The organism is Promicromonospora sp. NPDC050880 (assembly GCF_044456525.1).
GTDB lineage: Bacteria > Actinomycetota > Actinomycetes > Actinomycetales > Cellulomonadaceae > Promicromonospora.
Genome location: NZ_JBITFV010000009.1, coordinates 155,590 through 174,644, shown reverse-complemented (window position 1 = coordinate 174,644; position 19,055 = coordinate 155,590). Strand labels below are relative to the sequence as shown.

At 74.7% G+C, this 19,055-nt stretch carries 13 protein-coding genes; 3 read left to right on the top strand and 10 right to left on the bottom strand.

What is annotated here, in order from left to right:
• The first annotated feature begins 157 nt into the window (after positions 1-157).
• The gene (locus ACIBBF_RS16280; protein WP_397415150.1) at positions 158-2,335 is read left to right on the top strand and encodes a prolyl oligopeptidase family protein; all 2,178 of its coding nucleotides are present in this window, start codon (positions 158-160) and stop codon (positions 2,333-2,335) included.
• A gap of 61 nt (positions 2,336-2,396) precedes the next feature.
• On the opposite strand, the gene ACIBBF_RS16275 is transcribed toward ACIBBF_RS16280, so the two are convergent.
• The 7 genes from ACIBBF_RS16275 to ACIBBF_RS16245 all read right to left on the bottom strand — a co-directional run bounded on the left by ACIBBF_RS16275 (position 2,397) and on the right by ACIBBF_RS16245 (position 11,968).
• A complete protein-coding gene (locus ACIBBF_RS16275; RefSeq protein ID WP_397415148.1) occupies positions 2,397-3,434 on the bottom strand; it encodes a hypothetical protein in 1,038 nt (345 codons plus the stop codon).
• Positions 3,435-3,843: 409 nt separating this feature from the next.
• Positions 3,844-5,193, bottom strand: coding sequence for a tRNA 2-thiouridine(34) synthase MnmA (mnmA, locus tag ACIBBF_RS16270; RefSeq protein ID WP_397415146.1), 1,350 nt, complete (start codon positions 5,191-5,193; stop codon positions 3,844-3,846).
• Positions 5,190-6,470, bottom strand: a complete 1,281-nt coding sequence (locus ACIBBF_RS16265; protein ID WP_397415144.1) for a cysteine desulfurase family protein — start codon at positions 6,468-6,470, stop codon at positions 5,190-5,192. The genes mnmA and ACIBBF_RS16265 overlap by 4 nt, the downstream gene beginning before the upstream one ends.
• A 158-nt stretch (positions 6,471-6,628) precedes the next feature.
• Positions 6,629-8,794, bottom strand: a complete 2,166-nt coding sequence (locus ACIBBF_RS16260) for a PhoX family protein (RefSeq protein WP_397415142.1) — start codon at positions 8,792-8,794, stop codon at positions 6,629-6,631.
• Positions 8,795-8,920: 126 nt separating this feature from the next.
• Complete coding sequence (locus ACIBBF_RS16255; protein WP_397415140.1) at positions 8,921-10,075, bottom strand: ThiF family adenylyltransferase; 1,155 nt, start codon at positions 10,073-10,075, stop codon at positions 8,921-8,923.
• Between the two features lie 44 nt (positions 10,076-10,119).
• Positions 10,120-11,097 (bottom strand): electron transfer flavoprotein subunit alpha/FixB family protein, encoded by a 978-nt coding sequence (locus ACIBBF_RS16250; protein ID WP_397415138.1) that lies wholly within the window; start codon positions 11,095-11,097, stop codon positions 10,120-10,122.
• A 58-nt stretch (positions 11,098-11,155) separates the two neighbouring features.
• Complete coding sequence (locus tag ACIBBF_RS16245) at positions 11,156-11,968, bottom strand: electron transfer flavoprotein subunit beta/FixA family protein (protein ID WP_397415136.1); 813 nt, start codon at positions 11,966-11,968, stop codon at positions 11,156-11,158.
• 71 nt (positions 11,969-12,039) lie between these two features.
• On the opposite strand from ACIBBF_RS16245, the gene glgX reads away from it, so the two are divergent.
• Together glgX and ACIBBF_RS16235 are read left to right on the top strand one after the other, a co-directional pair.
• Entirely contained in the window at positions 12,040-14,364 is a 2,325-nt protein-coding gene (gene glgX, locus ACIBBF_RS16240) for a glycogen debranching protein GlgX (protein ID WP_397415134.1), read from the top strand.
• 62 nt (positions 14,365-14,426) lie between these two features.
• Complete coding sequence (locus ACIBBF_RS16235; protein WP_397415132.1) at positions 14,427-16,142, top strand: FAD-binding dehydrogenase; 1,716 nt, start codon at positions 14,427-14,429, stop codon at positions 16,140-16,142.
• Positions 16,143-16,199: 57 nt separating this feature from the next.
• On the opposite strand, the gene ACIBBF_RS16230 is transcribed toward ACIBBF_RS16235, so the two are convergent.
• The 3 genes from ACIBBF_RS16230 to ACIBBF_RS16220 are packed head-to-tail and all read right to left on the bottom strand — an operon-like array spanning position 16,200 to position 19,050.
• Positions 16,200-17,210, bottom strand: a complete 1,011-nt coding sequence (locus ACIBBF_RS16230) for a prephenate dehydrogenase (RefSeq protein ID WP_397415130.1) — start codon at positions 17,208-17,210, stop codon at positions 16,200-16,202.
• Positions 17,207-18,214 (bottom strand): prephenate dehydratase, encoded by a 1,008-nt coding sequence (locus ACIBBF_RS16225; protein ID WP_397415128.1) that lies wholly within the window; start codon positions 18,212-18,214, stop codon positions 17,207-17,209. The genes ACIBBF_RS16230 and ACIBBF_RS16225 overlap by 4 nt, the downstream gene beginning before the upstream one ends.
• Positions 18,211-19,050, bottom strand: coding sequence for a hypothetical protein (locus ACIBBF_RS16220; RefSeq protein WP_397415126.1), 840 nt, complete (start codon positions 19,048-19,050; stop codon positions 18,211-18,213). The genes ACIBBF_RS16225 and ACIBBF_RS16220 overlap by 4 nt, the downstream gene beginning before the upstream one ends.
• Positions 19,051-19,055 lie beyond the last annotated feature (5 nt).

The following is a 19,055-nucleotide window of genomic DNA, read 5'->3' as shown; positions in this document are numbered from 1 at the left end:
CCATTGAGGAATGTGGCACCCTCATGGCGCGATAACACCACAATAGGGCTAAAAGCGGGCAGGTGCGATGCGGGAGCCTGACGCACCTCCGGAACGGCCGCGCGGACCGCCGCCCGGCCGGCCACCCCGCCACGGTCGGCCGCGTAGGGTGCTCACCATGAGCGTCGAGCACACCCAGACCACCCCCCGGACCGCTCTCCCCACGACCCCCCTGGACCCCTGGGCCCCCGACCCGTTCGCGTGGCTCGAGGACGTCGAGGGCGACACCGCCCTGGAGTGGGTGCGCGAGCGCAACGCCCACAGCGCGGCTGCGCTCGGCGGCGAGGCCTTCACCGCCACGGAGCGTGCCGTGCGCGAGGTGCTCGACTCGGACGACAAGATCCCGCACGTCTCCAAGGTCGGCGAGCACTACTACAACTTCTGGCAGGACGCCGCGCACCGGCGCGGCCTCTGGCGCCGCACCACCCTCGACTCCTACCGGACCGGCGAGCCCGAGTGGGAGACCGTCCTCGACCTCGACGCCCTGGCCGAGCAGGAGGGCGAGAGCTGGGTCTGGCACGGCGCGAGCGTGCTGCGCCCGACGCCGGAGCAGATCGCGGCCGGCGAGCCGCGGCGGCACGCGCTGGTGGACCTCTCCCCCGGTGGCTCCGACTCCGACGTGACACGCGAGTTCGACCTGGTCACCAAGCAGTTCGTCGCCCCGGAGGCGGGCGGTTTCGTCCGGGCCCAGGCCAAGGGCGGGCTGTCGTGGGTCGACGCGGACACCGTCTACGTGTACACGGACTTCGGCGCCGGCACGATGACGCCGTCGGGCTACCCGCGCCAGGTCAGGCTGTGGCGGCGCGGCACGCCGCTGGCCGAGGCGACCCTCGTCTACGAGGGCACCGAGCAGGACATGTACATCAGTGCGTCCCGCTCGCACACCCCGGGCTTCGAGCGCGACCTGGTGCACCGCGCCCTGCGGTTCTACGCCAACGAGACCTACCTGGCCACGGGCGTGGGCACGGCCGGGCAGGCCCTGACCAAGATCGACGTGCCGGACTCGGCGAACGTGAGCCTGCACCGCGAGTGGATGCTCGTGCGGCTGCGCGACGACTGGAGCGTCGGCGGCGCCACGTACCGCGCCGGCTCGCTGCTGGCCGCGCTGTTCGACGCGTTCATGGCCGGGTCGCGCGACCTGACGGTCCTCTTCGAGCCCACGCCGACGACGTCGCTCGCCGGGGTCACCTGGACGCGGCACCACCTCGTGGTCAACGTGCTGGACGACGTGAAGAACCTGCTCCACGTGCTGACGCCGCCGGCGGACGGCGGGGCGGGCTCGGACGCCGGGGCGGCGGGCGGCGAGTGGGTACGCGGCGAGCTGCCCGTGGGCGGCGAGCTGCTCACCGTCGGCGTGGGCGCGGTGGACGTGGTCGACTCCGACGACGTCTGGGTGGTCACCACCGGCTACCTCACGCCGTCGACCCTGAGCCTGGCCACCGTGGGCGGTACGCCGGCGGAGCCCGAGGTGCTCCGGTCCGCGCCGTCCTACTTCGAGACCGCGGGGCTGGAGGTGCAGCAGCGGTTCACCACGTCCGACGACGGCACGCGGGTGCCGTACTTCGTCGTCGGCCGGGCGGACCTCGTCTCCGGCGCGGCGGGTCCCGCGCCCACGCTGCTGTGGGGCTACGGCGGGTTCGAGCACGCGATCCTGCCCGGGTACTCGGGCACCGTCGGGCGCGCGTGGCTGGACCGCGGCGGGGTGTACGCCGTGGCGAACATCCGCGGCGGTGGCGAGTACGGGCCGGCGTGGCACCAGGCGGCGCTCAAGGAGAACCGGCACCGTGCGTACGAGGACTTCGCCGCCGTCGCCCGCGACCTGGTGGCCACCGGCGTCACGACGCCGGAGCGGCTCGGCATGGAGGGCCGGTCCAACGGCGGGCTGCTGGCCGGCAACATGCTGACCCAGTACCCGGAGCTGTTCGGGGCGATCATCGTGGGCGTGCCGCTGCTCGACATGAAGCGGTACTCGCACCTGCTGGCCGGTGCGTCCTGGATGGCCGAGTACGGCGACCCGGACACCGACGACTGGTCGTTCGTGCGCGGTTTCTCGCCGTACCACCTGTTCGACGCCGCACGGGAGTACCCGCCGGTGCTGTTCACGACGTCGACCAAGGACGACCGCGTGCACCCCGGTCACGCCCGCAAGATGGCGGCGCTCATGCTGGCCGCGGGCAAGGACGTGACGTACTACGAGAACATCGAGGGCGGGCACGGCGGCGCGGCGGACAACGCCCAGGCGGCGTACATGGCGGCGACCCACTGGACGTTCCTGTGGAACCGGCTGGCGGGCTGACCTCCCCGCGCCGGCCTGGCTGAACCTGGCGCGGCCCGGGTCCGCCGGGCCGGCCGGGCGGTCAGGCCTCGGCCCGCTCCGCCAGGGTCTCCGCGACGCGGCCCAGGTTGGCCAGCTCCGCGCGGTGCGCGTCCACCGAGGCGAGCGTGGCGCGGTGCGCGGCCAGCAGCGTGACGTCCGCAAGGCCCGTGGCGGGCAGGCCGATCCGTCGCCACGGGACCGCCACCAGGTCGGACAGCGCGCCGAGCGCCGGGCCCGCGCACTGCGAGACCTGCGCCGGCGGCAGCCCGGCCCACAGCCCGGTGCCCCGCTCCACGGCGCGGGCGATCAGCTCCCAGGCCTTCTCGTTCCACCCGCCCGGACCGACGTCGGCAAGGTCGAGGCCCAGCGCGTCGGCGCCCGCGAGCACCACCGGCGGCACTCCCACCCAGGTGCCCCCCAGGTGCACCACCGAGCGCGCGCCCGCGTCCCGTACCGCGGCGAGCACCGGCTCCAGACCCTCCACGATCTCGGGTCCGGCCACGGCACGCAGCCGCGAGTAGCCGGAGAACGTGGGCAGCACGCCCGCGTGCACCTGGCCGAGCAGCGGCTCCGCGAGCTGCACGGTCACCTCGGCGCCGGGCACCTGGGCCACGACGTCGGAGACCAGCCTGCGCACACCGTCGGCGAGCGCCAGGCCCAGGTCGGCACGCGCCCCGGTGTCGGCCAGGACGCGGTCGCCGCGGGCCGCCCAGAGCTGGGCCGCCAGGGTCCACGGCCCCAGCACCTCGACGGTGAGCGCACCCGTGTGGCCGTGCGCCGCGACGGCCAGCGCGCCGAGGTCCTCGCGCCAGAACGCGTCCGCGCGCCGGGCGTCGGCACCGGGGTGGTCGGTGAGCTTCCAGCCGTGGGGGCCGAGCTCGACGGGCATCTCGGTCAGGAGCACCGCCGTCCGTCCCAGCGGGTCCGCGCCCGGGCCGCGCTGCGTGAGCTGCGTCAGGAAGGGCACCGCGTCCACGCCGGTCGGCAGCTCGGCGAGCTCGCCCAGGGCGGTCTGCTGTGCGTCGAGCACGTCACGCTCGCTGCCGGGCCACGGCCCGTGCCCGCTCACCGCGGTCATCGGCTCTCCTCGTTCAGATAGGGGGTGGTGCAGGCCAGGGTCGCGCTGTTTCGGTCCCTTGCATGGGATCGGGACGGCTGGTCGGTCGCGTGCACCGGATCAGGACGGATGATCGGTCCCTTGCACCGGATCGGAACCGCTGATCGGTCCCTCGCACCCGATCAGGACCGCTGATCGGTCCCTCGCACCCGATCAGGACCGCTGATCGGTCCCTCGCACCCGATCAGGACCGCTGATCGGTCCCTCGCACCCGATCACAACCGCTGATCGGTCCCTCGCACCCGATCACAACCGCCGATCGGTCGCCAGCCCCGAGATCGGTCCGTTGAACGACCGATCTCGGTACCTCCGACCGAAGTCGACAGGGCAGATCGGGCAGGGGACCGATGTCAGTGCCGGGCGGGCCGCGTCAGCTTCGCGCCCGGGAGCGTCCGGCGTGGGACACCGTTGCCTGGCCCAGCACCCGCGTCCCTCGGTACACGACCAGGGACTGACCGGGCGCGACGCCTCGCAGCGTACCGCCCGTCAGCTCGACCTCCATCCCCGGCGTCGCCGGACCGCCCGCGGTCGCCAGCTCACCCGCGGACGCCAGCTCACCCGCGGACGCCGACTCACCCGCAGTCGCCAACTCACCCGCGGACACCGACCCACCAGCGGACACCAACTCACCCGCGGACACCGACCCAGCCCCGGCCCCGACCCCAGCCGGCTCCACCCCGGCCACCGCGCGGACGCGCGCCGCGACGGGTGCCCCGTGCGCGCGCACCTGCACCTCGGCGTCGAACCAGCCGTCCGCGTCCGGCACGACGGCGCCCTCCGGTGCCCCGGCCCCAGGCCCGGCGCCGTCCGGCAGCACCCCGTCGAACCACAGGGCCTTCTCCCCCGCGATCCGGTCCACGCTCAGCAGCTCGGCCGGGCCCACCACCACGGTGTTGGTCGCGGGCTGCACGTCCACCACGTAGCGCGCCCTGCCGTCGGCCGCCGGACGTCCCAGCGCGAGGCCCCGCCGCTGTCCCACGGTGAACGCGTAGGCGCCGTCGTGCTCGCCCACCACCTCGCCGTCGACGTCGACCACCTCGCCCGGGCGCGAACCCAGGCGCTCGCGCAGGAAGCCGCGGGTGTCGCCGTCGGCCACGAAGCAGATGTCGTAGGAGTCGGGCTTGGCCGAGACCGACAGGCCGCGGCGCGCAGCCTCGGCGCGCACCTCGTCCTTGGACGCGAAGCCGCCGAGCGGGAACATCGCACGGGCGAGCCGCTCGGGCCCCGCCACGGCCAGCACGTACGACTGGTCCTTGGCGTCGTTCGGCGAGCGGTGCAGCTCGCGCACGGTGCGCGCGCCGCCGTCGGGCAGGGCGACCTCCCGCGTGACGATCTGCGCGTAGTGGCCCGTCGCGACGGCGTCGAAGCCGAGGGCGGTCGCCTTGTCGAGCAGGGCCTCGAACTTGATGTGCTCGTTGCAGCGCACGCACGGGTTGGGGGTGCGCCCGGCCTCGTACTCCGAGAGGAAGTCGGCCACGACCGTGTCCTCGAACCGCTCGGACAGGTCCCACACGTAGTACGGAATGCCGAGCACGTCGGCCGCGCGGCGGGCGTCGCCGGCGTCCTCGATGGAGCAGCAGCCGCGCGAACCCGTGCGGAACTGGTCGCGGTTGCGGGACAGCGCCATGTGCACGCCCACCACGTCGTGCCCCGCCTCCACGGCGAGCGCGGCGGCCACGGCGGAGTCGACGCCGCCCGACATGGCGGCCAGCACCCTCACGAGACACCGCCCAGCGCCCGGCCCGACACCAGGCCCGCGGCCTGGGCCCGGGCGACCACCTGGGGCAGCGCGGCCACGAGCCGGTCGACGTCGGACTCGACGGACGTCGACCCGAGCGTGAACCGCAGGGCACCGCGGGCCTCGGTCTCGGGCACGCCCATCGCCAGCAGCACGTGCGACGGCTGCGGCACGCCCGCCTGGCACGCGGAACCGGTCGAGGCCTGGACGCCCGCCGAGTCGAGGAGGTAGAGCAGCGAGTCGCCCTCGGCGCCCGGGAACGTGAAGTGGGCGTTGCCCGGCAGGCGCAGGCCCGACGCCGGGTCCGCGCCGCGCAGCACGGCGTCCGGGGCGGCGTCCCGCACCCGGGCGACGAGGTCGTCGCGCAGGGCGGACAGACGGGCCGCGCGCTGCGGCAGGCAGTCGACGGCGTGCCGAGCGGCGACGCCGAAGGCCGCGATCGACGCGGTGTCCAGCGTGCCGGATCGCACGCCGCGCTCCTGGCCGCCGCCGTGCAGCACGGCGTCGAGCGCCAGGTCTCGCCGGGCCAGCAGCGCGCCGACGCCGACCGGGCCGCCGAACTTGTGCCCGGACACGGTCATGGCGTCCACGCCGGACGCCGTGAAGTCCACCTCGGTCTGACCCACCGCCTGCACGGCGTCGGTGTGCACGGGGATGCCGTAGGGCCGGGCGGCGCGCACCACGTCACGGACCGGCTGGATGGTGCCCACCTCGTTGTTGGCCCACATCACGCTGATCAGCGCGGTCTCGTCGCCGTGGGCGGCGAGCTCCGCGCGCAGGGCGTCGAGGTCGAGCACGCCGTCGCCGTCCACGGGCAGGAGCACGATCTCGGCACCCGCATGGCCGGCCAGCCAGAACGCGGGGTCGAGCACCGCGTGATGCTCGACGGCGGAGACGAGCACGCGGGTGCGGCGCGTGTCCTGGGCGCGGCGCCCCCAGAAGATGCCCTTGATCGCGAGGTTGTCCGCCTCGGTGCCGCCGGACGTGAAGATGACCTCGCTCGGCCGGGCGCCCAGGGCGTGGGCGAGGGTCTCGCGCGCCTCCTCGACCGCACGGCGCGACGTACGGCCCGCGGAGTGCAGCGACGACGCGTTGCCGGTGCGCTGCGCCTCGGCGACGAACGCCGCGAGCGCCGCGGCCGACATGGGCGTGGTCGCGGCGTGGTCGAGGTAGGCGCCGTCCGGCTCGCGGGGCGCCTCGCCGTGCGACACCGTCAGGGGCGCGCGCTCGGGCTCGGGGGGCGGGGTGGTCACGGTCATCAAGTCTACGAACGTCTCGGGGCCGCCAACGCTTCCCGTGGTGTGACCCCCGCGATCCCCACGCGAACCAAAGACCGCTGAGTGCGGGATATTCGACCTCCCGAGGCGTTCGGAAGGGCGAATGTCCCGCACTCAGCGGCTCGGGTCAGCGGCTCGGGTCAGCGGCGGTCGCGGTAGACCTGGACGACCGTGGGGCGCGGGCCGCGGAAGTCGCCCGCCTCGGGGCGGACGCCGGCCGCGACGTAGTCCGGGAAGAAGGACTCCGGTGCGTCGAACGAACCGTTCTCGCCCGGGTGCTGCACGTTGACGTAGACCATGCCGTCGCGCGAGTCGACCAGCGGGCCGCAGGTCTCGGCGCCGGCGGGCACCGAGAGGAACTGCTGCACGTGACCGCGCTCGCGGCCGGCGACGGGCACCTTGAACAGGCCGTCGCACTTGGCGATGCCGCTGGAGCTCGGCTGTCCGTCGGTGGAGATCCAGAGGTTGCCCTCGGCGTCGAACGCCAGGTTGTCCGGGCACGAGATCGGCGAGACCCGGTCCTTGGGGTAGCCGGAGAAGTACGTGCCCTCGACGGCCGGGTCGCCCGCCACCAGCAGCAGGTTCCACGTGAACCGGGTGGAGGTCTGGTCGCCGGACGGGATGATCTCGACCACGTGGCCGTCCCGGTTGCCGTTGGTGGTGACCCCGTTCACGACCTTGTGGGTGCGCGGGTTGGGCTCCGTGGCGCCCTCGACCGTGTTGGTCGGGGTGCGGCCGGAGTTGTTGGTGCACGCGACGTAGATGCGGCCCGTGACGGGGCTGATCTCGACGTCCTCCGGGCGGTCCATCTTGGTGGCGCCGACCTTGTCCGCGGCCAGGCGCGTGTAGACCAGCACCTCCTCGAGGGACATGCCGGGCACCTTGCTGCGGCCGTCCTTGACGAGCGGGATCCACTCGCCGGTGCCGTCGAAGGCGCCGTCGGAGGGCAGGGCGCCCGAGCCGTCGATCTCGGCGGCCGGCGAGTCGCCGGTGAACTTCGCGACGAACAGGTCGCCCTCGGACAGGAGGGTCTTGTTGTGGGCGCGCGCCCAGCGGGAGTCGCCCTTGGCGACGCGGTTCTTCGAGACGAACTTGTAGACGTAGTCGAACGCCTGGTCGTCGCCCATGTAGGCCACGGCGTGGCCCGAGCGGGACAGCGTGACGTTGGCGCCCTCGTGCTTGAACCGGCCCATGGCGGTGTGCTTCACGGGCTTGGCGTCCGGGTCGTACGGGTCGATCTCGACGATCCAGCCGAACCGGTTGGCCTCGTTCTCGTAGCCCTCGGACTGCGCGAAGCGGGCCTCGTCCTTCTCCCAGCCGTAGCTGGTCGAGGAGCCGATGCCGTAGCGGGCGTCGGCGGTCGGGTTCGCGCCGGCGGCCACGAAGTAGCCGTTGAAGTTCTCCTCGCCGGACAGCACCGTGCCCCACGGCGTGGTGCCGCCCGCGCAGTTGTTCATGGTGCCGAGCACGCGGGTACCCGTCGGGTCCGCGGCGGTCTTCAGCAGGTCGGAGCCCGCCGCCGGGCCGTCGAGCACGAACTCGGTGCCCAGGTGGATGCGCCGGTTGTAGACGCTGATCCGCTGGTAGTCCCACGGCTTGCCCGTCGAACGACGGCGCACCTCGACCACGGCCATGCCGTGCGCGGCGCGCTCGATCGCACGCGCGTAGGCGTTCTGGGTGCGGCTGCCGTCGGCGGCGGTGTCCCAGTACTTCTCCGTGGGCGGGAACATGATCTCGGCGTTCGTGTACTCGAGGTTCGACACCAGGAGCCCTCGGGTGCCGCGGCTCTTGTCACCCGGCCGGATCGGCAGGATGTCGAGGTAGTCGCAGTTGTAGCCGAACTGCTTGGCCTGCTGCTCGGGCGACTGGTTGTCCGGGTCGAAGGTACGGGCGCCCGGGAGGATCGGGTCGCCCCAGCGGATGATCGGGTCCCAGGTGTAGCCCTCGGGCACGACCAGCGCGTCGACGTCGACGGGCTGCGGCTCGATGGCACCGAAGGCCAGGCCGCGACCGTCCCCGTGCCCCGGCAGGCGGCCCTCGGCCAGCGTCGTCGCGGTGGCGGACGGCGCCCCGGCGGCCTGCGCGCCGATCACCACGGCACCGGCGGCGACCGCCATGGTGCCGAGCATCGCGCGGCGCGACAGCACGGAGCTCACGACGTCCTTGAAGTACTCGTTGGCGCTCTCGTTCGGAGCGGGGTGAAGGCACGCGTCATTGCACTTGAGGCGGCAGGTCACGGGGCTGCGCTTGCCACGCGCGTGCGTGTGCACCGTCAGCAGGGGGCGGTTCTCAGGGGCGATCGTCATCGGAGGTTCTCCGGTCCGAAAGGGGGGTGGGACGTCGTCAACCTAGGAGCAGGCGGTGTCCCGGCCGCGAAAGCCCCGGTACGCGCAGGTGAACGGGACATGTCCGGCAGGTGGTGAGGGCTTTCCTCACCCGAGGATCGCGTGGCTGGTGACGTCCCGCCACCCCTCGGCGCGCAGGAGCTGCTCCGCGCCGCGCGACCGCAGGCCGCGCTCGCAGACCACGAGCACCGGGCCGTCGAGGGGGTGGTCCAGCAGCTCCGCCGGGAAGTTCCCGGCCGCCAGGTCCTCCAGCCGTGCGAACACGGCACCGGGCACGGCGCCCGGGCGCAGCCCGACGTCCAGGAGCAGGACGCCGGGGCCGGGTGCGACGGCGGAGCCGTCGGACGGCGCCGCGGGGTCTCCCCCGGACGCCGCAGCACCCCCCGCGGAGTCCGTGGAGCCCGCAGGATCCGCTTCATCGCCCGTGAGCCCCACGGCACCCCCGGCGTGACCCGGCGCACCACCCTCGGACGACGCCCCGGCACCCTCGTCCGCCCCGCCCGGCGCCGCCAGCGTGATCGTGTCCCACCCCGAGGTGCGCGCGTCGTAGGCCAGCAGCCGGCCCAGCGCCGGGTCGCCCGTCCCGGTCAGCACCTTGACCGCCTCGACCGCCATGGTCGAGCCCACGACGCCGCACGCCGGGCTCAGCACGCCGACCGTCGCGCACGACTCGCCCTCGGGCGGCTGCGGTCCGAACACGTCCGGGTAGGTGATGGCGCGCCCGTCCGGGGCGGCCGACCAGAAGACGCTCACCTGGCCGTCCCAGCCGAGCACCGTGCCCCAGACGACGGGCAGGCCCAGCGCCGCGGCGGCGTCGGACACGGCGTACCGGGTCTCGAACGTGTCCGACCCGTCCACCACCAGGTGGTAGCCGGCCAGGATCGACGCGGCGTTCTCGCGGGTCAGCCGGTCCCGGTGCGCGATCACCCGGACCTCGGGCGCCAGGGCACGCAGCGCGTCGGCGGCGGAGTCGGTCTTGGCGCGGCCCACGTCGGCCGCGGTGTGCAGCACCTGGCGCTGCAGGTTGGACGTCTCGACGGCGTCGTCGTCGATGACGCCGAGCGTGCCGACGCCGGCCGCCGCGAGGTACTGGAGCACCGGCGACCCGAGGCCACCGGCCCCGACCACGACGACCCGCGCCGCGGCCAGGCGCTCCTGCGCGGCCACCCCGAACCCGTCGAGCAGCAGGTGACGGGCGGCCCGTCGCCGCTCGGCGGGCCCGAGCCCGCCCGCGGGGGTCATGATCGGCTCCACCACGTCATCCCACCACCCCGGTGCGCCGCGCCTCAGCCCTTGTGCCGGCGGATCTCCGCCGCGGCCTGCGGGAGCACGTCGGCGAGCTGCCCGACCACCGCGAAGTCGCAGATCTCGAAGATCGGCGCCTCCGGGTCGCTGTTCACCGCCACGATCACCTGGGACGCCTGCATGCCGCCCCGGTGGTGCGGCGCCCCCGAGATGCCGGCGCCGATGTAGACGCGCGGGGCGACGGTCACGCCGGTCTGTCCCACGTAGGTGTCCCACCAACCCTCGAACGCGGCGTCACGCGACGCGCCCACCGCGGCACCCAGGGCGTCCGCGAGGTCCTCCACGGGGCCGAAGTCGCCCTCGGTGCCGCGCCCGCCGGCCACCACGATCGCCGCCTGGTCGAGCGGCGGGCGGCCGCTCGTGTCGGCCTTGACCGCACGCGACACGAGCGTCACCGGGGACGGTGCCACCTCGACGGCGTACCCCTCGGTCACCGGCTCGACCGCGGCCTGCGCGGGCTGCGCCACGGCGGAGTTGGCCCGGACGGTCACGACGGCGACGTCGGTGGTCACGGCGCACTCGGTGTCCCACGCCCCGGCGAACACGCGCTTGCCGGCCACGACCCGGCCGTCCACGTCGCGCACGGAGGCGGCGTCGATGACCAGGCCCGCGCCCAGGTCGCGGGCCGCGAGCGCCGCGGCCTCCTTGGCGGCGAACGAGGTGGGCAGCAGCACCAGGTCGGCGTCGGTCAGCCGGACGGCGGCGGCGAGCGCGGACGCGACGACGGCGGGCAGGTGCCGCTCGTCGCCGCTCACGCAGGCGCCGTCCCGGGACAGCTCGGCCTGGTGCACGGTCTCGACGCCGTAGGTGCCGAGCTGGGCGAGCACCTCGACGGTCGGGGCCTCCAGGGTGACGGCCTCGACGCGGCCGAGCCCGCGGGCGATGGTGAGGAGCTCCAGGGCGCTGGTGCGGACCTCGGTGGCCGGGTCGAGCAGGACCAGGACGGTGCGGTTGGTCATCACGTGCCTTTCGTCAGGCGCTGTCTGTGCGGTCTGGGGGCTCCGGTTCCGCTCCGGCTCAGACCAGGTCGTTGCGGATGAGGAAGCCGGCCAGGGCCACGCCGCCCTCACCCTTGTCGGTGACGATCTCGGGTTCGGCCCGCTCGGGGCGCGGGGCCGCGGCCAGCACCTCGGTGCGGGCCCCGGAGGCGCCGGCCAGGGCGGTGTCCAGCCCGAGGTCGGCCGGCGACCACACCTCGATCTCCTTGGTGCGGGCCGCCATGATGAGCTTGAAGCCGGGGAACCGCGGCTGGTTGGCGCCGTCGGTCACGGACAGCACGGCGGGCAGCGGCGCGGACAGCACCTCGGTGGCGTCGTCGATCTCGCGCGTGATCGTCAGGACGCCGTCGGCGAGGTCGACCTTCTTGGCGAGGTTCAGGGTGGGCAGGCCGAGCTCGGCGCCGAGCAGCGTCGGCACCACGGAGCCGAGGCCGTCCAGCGCCGCCATGCCCGTCACCACGAGGTCCACCGGCGACTCCTGGCCGAGCCTGCGGATCGCGGCGGCGAGCACCGCGGCGGTGCCGAAGTAGTCCGAGCCGGCCAGCTCGTCGCCGGACACGCGGATGCCGCGGTCCACGCCGAACTGGAAGGCCTTGCGCACGGCGAGGTCGCCGTCGGGGCCGGCCATGGTGACCACCACGACCTCGCCCTCGTCCGGGCCGATCGCGCCCGAGGCCCGCTCGGCCTCCAGCAGCCGCAGGGCGGCCTCGATCGCGTTCTCGTCGAGCTCGTTCAGGCTGCCCTCCGCGGCCGCACGGACGACCCGGCCACCGGAGAAGCCGCGCTCGGTGTTGATGTCCGGGACGTACTTGACGGTGACGACGATGCGCATGGGGTTACGGTACGACGCCGAGCGGTGTGGCACGGATCGTGTCCGCCGACAGTCCTGCAACGATTGATCACATGGCGCAGTCAGAAAGAGTCGAACCGCAACGGGCGCCGGGCGAGCCGGCGCCCCGCCAGGTCGTGCGGCCGCTGATCCGGCCGACGGCCCGGCGCAGCCACGTGCCGCCGCTGGGCGTGTACGTCACGCCCGACGGCGGTATCGACGCGGCGGTGCTCGCGTCGCACGCGACCGCCGTCGACCTGTGCCTCATCGACGTCACCGACCCGGCCCTGGACGAGCACGATCCCGCCCGGTACACCGAGCGGCGGGTCGAGATGGTGGGTCCGGTGTACGGCGTCTGGCACACGCACGTGCCGGACGTCGCCCCGGGCCAGCGCTACGGCTTCCGCGTGCACGGGCCCTGGGACCCGCACGCGGGGCTGCGGCACAACCCGGCCAAGCTGCTGGCGGACCCGTACGCGCGGGGGTTCGCGGGCCGCCTGCGCTACGGGCCCGAGGTGATCGGCTCGGTCTCGGCGCGGCAGGACGACCGGCCCGGCCCCGGCCTGTGGCTCGGCGACCCGTACGGGGCGGCGGACGGGACCGACTCGCTGCCGTACGTGCCGCACTCCGTCGTGGTCGGGCCGCTGACGCCGCCACCGCCGCTGACGCGGCCGCGCGTGCCCTGGGCGGACACCGTGATCTACGAGGCGCACGTGCGCGGGCTGACGATGCTCCGCGAGGACATCCCCGCCGAGCTGCGGGGCACCTACGCGGGGGCGGCGCACCCGGCCGTCGTCGAGCACCTGCTGAGCCTCGGTGTCACGACGCTGGAGCTGCTGCCGATCCACAAGAGCGTGGCCGAACCGCGCCTCGCCGCGCACGGGCTGCCGAACTACTGGGGCTACAACACGCTCGGGTTCTTCGCGCCCAACGCCGCCTACGCGACCCGCGCCGCGCAGGAGCAGGGTGCGGAGGCCGTGCTCGACGAGGTGCGCGGCATGGTGCACCTGCTGCACGAGGCGGGCATCGAGGTGCTGCTCGACGTGGTCTACAACCACACCGGCGAGGGTGGCGACGACGGCCTGCACCTCGCGTGGCGCGGCCTCGACAACCCGGTCTACTACCTGCACGACGGCGCCTCGCCCGCCGCCCTGGCGGACGTCACCGGTACCGGCAACTCCCTCGACTTCCGGCGCCCGCGGGTGATCCAGATGGCCCTGGACTCGCTGCGCTACTGGGCGCAGACGGTGGGCGTGGACGGCTACCGGTTCGACCTGGCCGTGACGCTGGGGCGCGGCAACGTCGGCTTCGACCCGGACCACCCGTTCCTCGTGGCGCTCCAGACGGATCCGGTGCTGTCGGGGCTCAAGCTGGTCGCGGAGCCGTGGGACGTGGGGCCGGGCGGCTGGCAGACGGGCTCGTTCCCGCCGCCGATGGCGGAGTGGAACGACCGGTTCCGGGACGCCGTGCGCGGGTTCTGGCTCGACGCGCCCAAGCAGGGCGTGCGCGGGCAGGAGATGCTCGGCCTGCGCGACCTGGCCACGCGGCTGGCGGGGAGCGCGGACCTGTTCGGCCCCGGTGACCCGCCGCTGGTGCGCGGGCCGGTGGCGTCGGTCAACTACGTGACGGCGCACGACGGCTTCACGCTCGCCGACCTGGTGGCCTACGACCACAAGCACAACGAGGCCAACGGCGAGGGCAACCGCGACGGCTCGGACAACAACCTGTCGTGGAACCACGGCATCGAGGGCCACACGCCGTCCGGCGACGACGCCACGACCGACCCCTGGCAGGCCATCGTGCCGCCGCGTCGCAAGTCGCAGCGCAACCTGCTGGCCACCCTGCTGCTGGCGGCGGGCACCCCCATGCTGACGGCGGGCGACGAGCTGGGCCGCAGCCAGGGCGGCAACAACAACGCCTACGTCCAGGACAACGAGACGTCCTGGATCCGGTGGGCGCTCGACGACGCCGCCACCGACCTCCTGGAGACCACCCGCTACCTGCTGCGACTGCGGCGCGAGCACGCCGCGCTGCGGGCCGACTCGTTCTACCTGGGCTCGCCACGGCCGCACGAGTCGGACCCGGACCTGCTGTGGTTCGCCGAGACCGGTGCGCTGATGGAGCCCGCCACCTGGAACGAGCCCGGGCGGCGTGTGCTGCAGATGCTGCGCCCCGGGCCCGGCGCGGGCGACGCCGACGTGCTGCTGGTGCTCAACGGCGGTTTCGGTGACGTCGCGGTGACCCTGCCCGCCCGGGCGGACGGCGACGCACCGTGGGAGCTGGTCTGGGACTCCGGGTGGGACGCCCCGCGCGTGCCCGAGGACGAGGCCGGGCCGCGGACGGCGTCGACCCTCGACCCGCTCAGCATCCAGGTGCTGCTCTCGCCGGGCCGTACGTAGTTCACCCCGGGGACGGCCGAGGGGGCTGACCGTGGCGCCCGCGACCTGGCTACAGTGCGGTCATGACTGACTCCGTCCACAACAACGACGTTGCCGCCGCGGGGAGCACCGACGTGATCGTCGTCGGCGCGGGCCTGTCGGGTCTCGTGACCGCGACCGAGCTGACCGCGGCGGGCCGGCGCGTGGTCCTGCTCGACCAGGAGCCGGCCGCGTCGCTGGGCGGTCAGGCGTGGTGGTCGTTCGGCGGGCTGTTCCTGGTGAACTCGCCCGAGCAGCGCCGGCTCAAGGTCCGCGACTCCGCCGAGCTCGCGTTCGCCGACTGGCTGGGCTCCGCGCAGTTCGACCCCGGCGCGGAGCGCGGCGAGGGTCCGGACCGGTTCGGGTACCGGTGGGCGCAGGGGTTCGTCGAGTTCGCCGCGGGCGGCATGCGGCCGTGGCTGCACGGCAAGGGGGTGCGCTGGTTCCCGCTGGTGCAGTGGGCGGAGCGCGGCGGCTACCCGGCCGGCGGCCACGGCAACTCGGTGCCCCGCTTCCACGTCACCTGGGGCACCGGGCCCGCGATCGTCGCGCCGTTCGTCGCCGCGGCGCACGAGGCGAACCGGGCCGGGCTGCTCGACCTGCGCTTCCGGCACCGGGTCACCTCGCTCGTGGTCACCGACGGCCGCGTCACCGGCGTCCGCGCCGAGGTCCTGGCCGACGACGACGCCGAGCGCGGCGAGCCGTCCGGCCGTACCGTGACCGGCGAGGTGGAGCTGTCCGCCCAGGCCGTCGTCGTCGCCAGCGGGGGCATCGGCGCCAACCACGACCTGGCCCGCGCCCGGTGGTCCGCGAGCGCCGGGCGCCTCCCGGAGCGCATGCTCTCGGGCGTGCCCGACTCGACCGACGGACTCATGCTGGGGGTCGCCGCGGCCTCCGGTGCGGCGCTGGTGCACGAGGGCCGGATGTGGCACTACCCCGAGGGCATCGCGAACCACTCGCCGGTCTGGTCGAAGCACGGCATCCGGATCCTGCCCGGCCCGTCGTCGCTCTGGCTGGACGCCGACGGCAACCGGCTGCCGGGCCCGCTGTTCCCCGGGTTCGACGCCCTCGGCGCCCTGCAGCACGTGACCTCCCGTGGCGACGACCACTCGTGGTTCGTGCTGAACAAGACCATCATGGAGAAGGAGTTCGCACTGTCGGGCTCCGAGCAGAACCCCGACCTGACCGGCAGGTCGGTGCCGCTGCTGCTGGAGCGCGTGCGCGGCCGGTCGGTGCCGGTGCGCACCTTCGCCGAGCAGTCGCAGGAGTTCCTGTGGGCCGACACCCCCGCCGAGCTCGCGGCGAAGATGAACGCGCTGACGGAGGCGACGCCCGGATCGAGCGGGCACGTCGACGCCGAGGCCCTGGCCCGGCTCGTCGCCGCCCGGGACGCCCAGGTCGCCACGGGGCTGGGCAAGGACCCGCAGGTCGTGGCGACGTCGGCGGCGCGGCACTTCATCGTGGACAAGGCGATCCGGGTGGCGCCGCCGCGCGCGCTGACCGACCCGCAGGACGGACCGCTGCTCGCGGTGCGCCTGTCGGTGCTGACCCGCAAGACCCTGGGCGGCCTGTGGTGCGACGAGACGGGCCGGGCCCTGACGCCGGACGGCGAGGTGCTGGACGGCCTGTGGGCCGTGGGCGAGGCCGCGGGCTTCGGGGGCGGCGGCGTGCACGGGCACCGCGCCCTGGAGGGGACGTTCCTCGGCGGCTGCCTCTTCACGGGGCGGACGACGGGCCGGGCCCTGGCGGAGTCGCTCTGAACCCGGCTGGCCCGGCTGCGCGCGTCGGCCGGGTCGGCCGGGCGGTGCCGTCTCCCGCTACCGCAGCAGGGCCTGGCCGTCCTCCAGGCTGATCACCACGGCGCCCTGGGCGCAGCGGGTCACCAGCTCCGTGGGCCAGTCGTCCGTCAGCCGCACGGTCTCCACCGTCTCGTCGGCACCGGCACCGGCACCGTCCCCCGGGCGCAGCCCGGTCACGCGGCTGCTCCGCGCCCGGCCGAGCCGCGCGCGCACCGGGTCGGGCCGGTCGAAGAACCAGTGCGTCGGCGCGTTGGAGTCGAGCGCGTCCGCGAGGCGCTCCAGGTCCCGGGCGGCCAGCCGGAGCGCGGGGGCCACCCAGGTGCCGTTCTCGGTCACCATCGCCTCGGTGCGGCGCGGGTCGGTGAGGCCCACGCGGGTCCCGTCCCGGAACGAGCCCGCGGCCAGCCCCAGGGCGAGGTCGCGCACCGGCGCCCCTGCCACGGCGCCGAGGAGCTGGGTGGCCAGCACGTGGGGCACGTGCGACACCAGCGCCACCGCCTCGTCGTGCAGCTCGTCGGTGAGCACCGCGGCCGTGCCGCCCAGCGGCCCGGTCACCAGGGTCAGCACCTGCACGAGCCGGTCCGGGTCCGTACCGGGCCCCACCGTCACCGCCCACGGGACGCCCTGCATCAGCTCCGCCGACGACGCCGCGAAACCGCTGTGCTCGGTACCGGACATCGGGTGTGCACCGACGTACCGCTCCCCCAGGCCGGCCTCGGCGACCGCCTCCCGCACCGGCCCCTTCACCGAGCCCACGTCGGTCACCGTCGGGTCCCAGCCGGGCTCGCCCGCGAGCGCATCGGCCAGCTCGGCAGCGACCGACCGCATCGCGCGCAGCGGTGCGGCGAGCACCACGACGTCGGGCCGGTTGGCGGCCAGGCGGGCGACGTCGTCGGCCACCGTGAGGCCCGCCGCGCGGGCCTCGCCGCCGGAGACGGGGTCGGTCGCGACGACCGGCACCGCCGCGGCCTGGAGGGCGCGGGCGATCGACCCGCCGACCAGCCCCAGGCCGACGACGCCGACGCTCACCACAGCAGCCCCCGGGCCCGCGCCGGGTCGGGGTCGGCCGAGGAGACCGAGCCGACGGGCACGTGGTCGGGGTCGAGCGGGCCGTCCAGGGTCCGGAACCCGGCCCCGGCGGGGAACAGCCCGAGCGTCTTGAGGGAGTCCCCCGCGGCGAGCAGGTCGCTGAGGACCTCGCGGGCGGCCGGGGCCCACGGGGCGTCGTCGAACGTCACGACGAACACGTACCGGCTCTCCTGCGCCTTGAGCGGCCGCGTGATGAGGCTCGACATGTTCACGCCGCGGTCGCCGAAGGCGGCGGTGATCCGCGCCAGCACACCGGGGCCGGTCACCGACGGGGTGATGGCGAGCATCGTCTTCCACGCGGTCTCGCCGGCGGCCCGCGTGCGCTCCAGGTACGCGCCGGCCACGGCACGCCGCGTCAGGACGAGGAACCGGGTCCGTCCGCCGCGGAAGTCCTCGACCGCCGTCGCGTAGGTGTCCAGCCCGTACAGCTCGCCGCAGATCGTGGGTCCCAGGGCGACGGTCCCGGGCCCGGCGTCGCGGCACGCGGCCGCGTTGGACGACGCCGGGGCCGTCGCCAGCCCGGTGCTCGTCACGAAGCCGGCGCACTGCGCCAGGCCGTGCGGGTGCGCGGACACCTCGGTCAGCTCGCCGTGGTCCGGGCGCACGAAGGCGTCGAACGACACGTCGATGGCCACCTCGTCGACGGCCACGACGTCCGCGCTGGACAGCAGGGCGTCCAGGGACGGCACCACGTAGCCCTCGACCGAGGACTCGACGGCCACGACGCCGAACCGGGGGCTCGCCGGCCCGTCCGTCGGAGGACCGGCCGGAGAGTCGGCCGCGACGGCGTCGTGCACGTCCTTGACCGTGGCGAGCGGTTCCGCGACGACCGCGCCGTCGGGCGCGTACCGACGGGCCCAGTCGAGCGCCGCCTGGTGGGTGAAGGTGCCCTCGGGACCCAGGTATGCGACCCGGGTGGCGGGGCGACCGGCCGGCGCCGTCATGCCCACCGCGGCGTCAGGGCGTCCGGACCGGGCACGAACGAGTCGCCCGGCAGCACCGCGAGCGTGCGGTGCGCGACCCCGCGCTGCGTGAGGGCGGCGACGAGGTCGTTCAGCACGTCCGACGTGGGGCACGAGAACGAGGCGAAGAACGCGTGCGGACCGCCCGAGGAGGGCTGGCTGCGCAGGTGGACCAGGTCCAGACCGGCGTCGGCGATGACGGCGAGCGTGGGCTGGAGGGATCCCAGGTGGTCGTCGGACGGCCCGAACGCCAGCCACACCTGCGCGGGCTCGGTGAACGGCGGCCAGTCCGCCCGGGACTCCAGGAGCCCGTACCAGACGGGTCCGCCCGCGGCCAGCGCCGCGCTGTCCGGCAGCTCGGTGAACCCGGCGGGCACCCGGGACCGTTCGATCACGAGCGAGCCGCCCTCGCCGGCGAGCGCGATCCGCTCCGCCACCGTCGCCCGCGTGGGTACCAGGCGCAGGCTCGCACCCAGGCCGCGCAGCACCGCGGCGCAGTCCCGCACGCCCGCCTCGTCGATCACCACCTGACCACCCGTGGCGCCCGAACCGACCCAGACCCACTGACCGGGCACCGCGACGGCGGCCGTCACGATGAGCGACGCGTCGCCCTCCAGCAGGGCCCGCTCGAGGCCCGGCGCCGGGTGCTCCGGGTGTCCCAGGTGCACCACGGCGGCCAGCGCGTCGATGCTCGCTACGGTGGCGAGCGTGTCCGCCGTCGTGCCGAGGTCGAGCAGCTCCACCGGGTCGTTCCAGCCCGCCATCCGCGCGGCGAGCACCGCGTGCGCGGGAGACTCCCGCTCGCTCCGTCCTAGCATGTGCG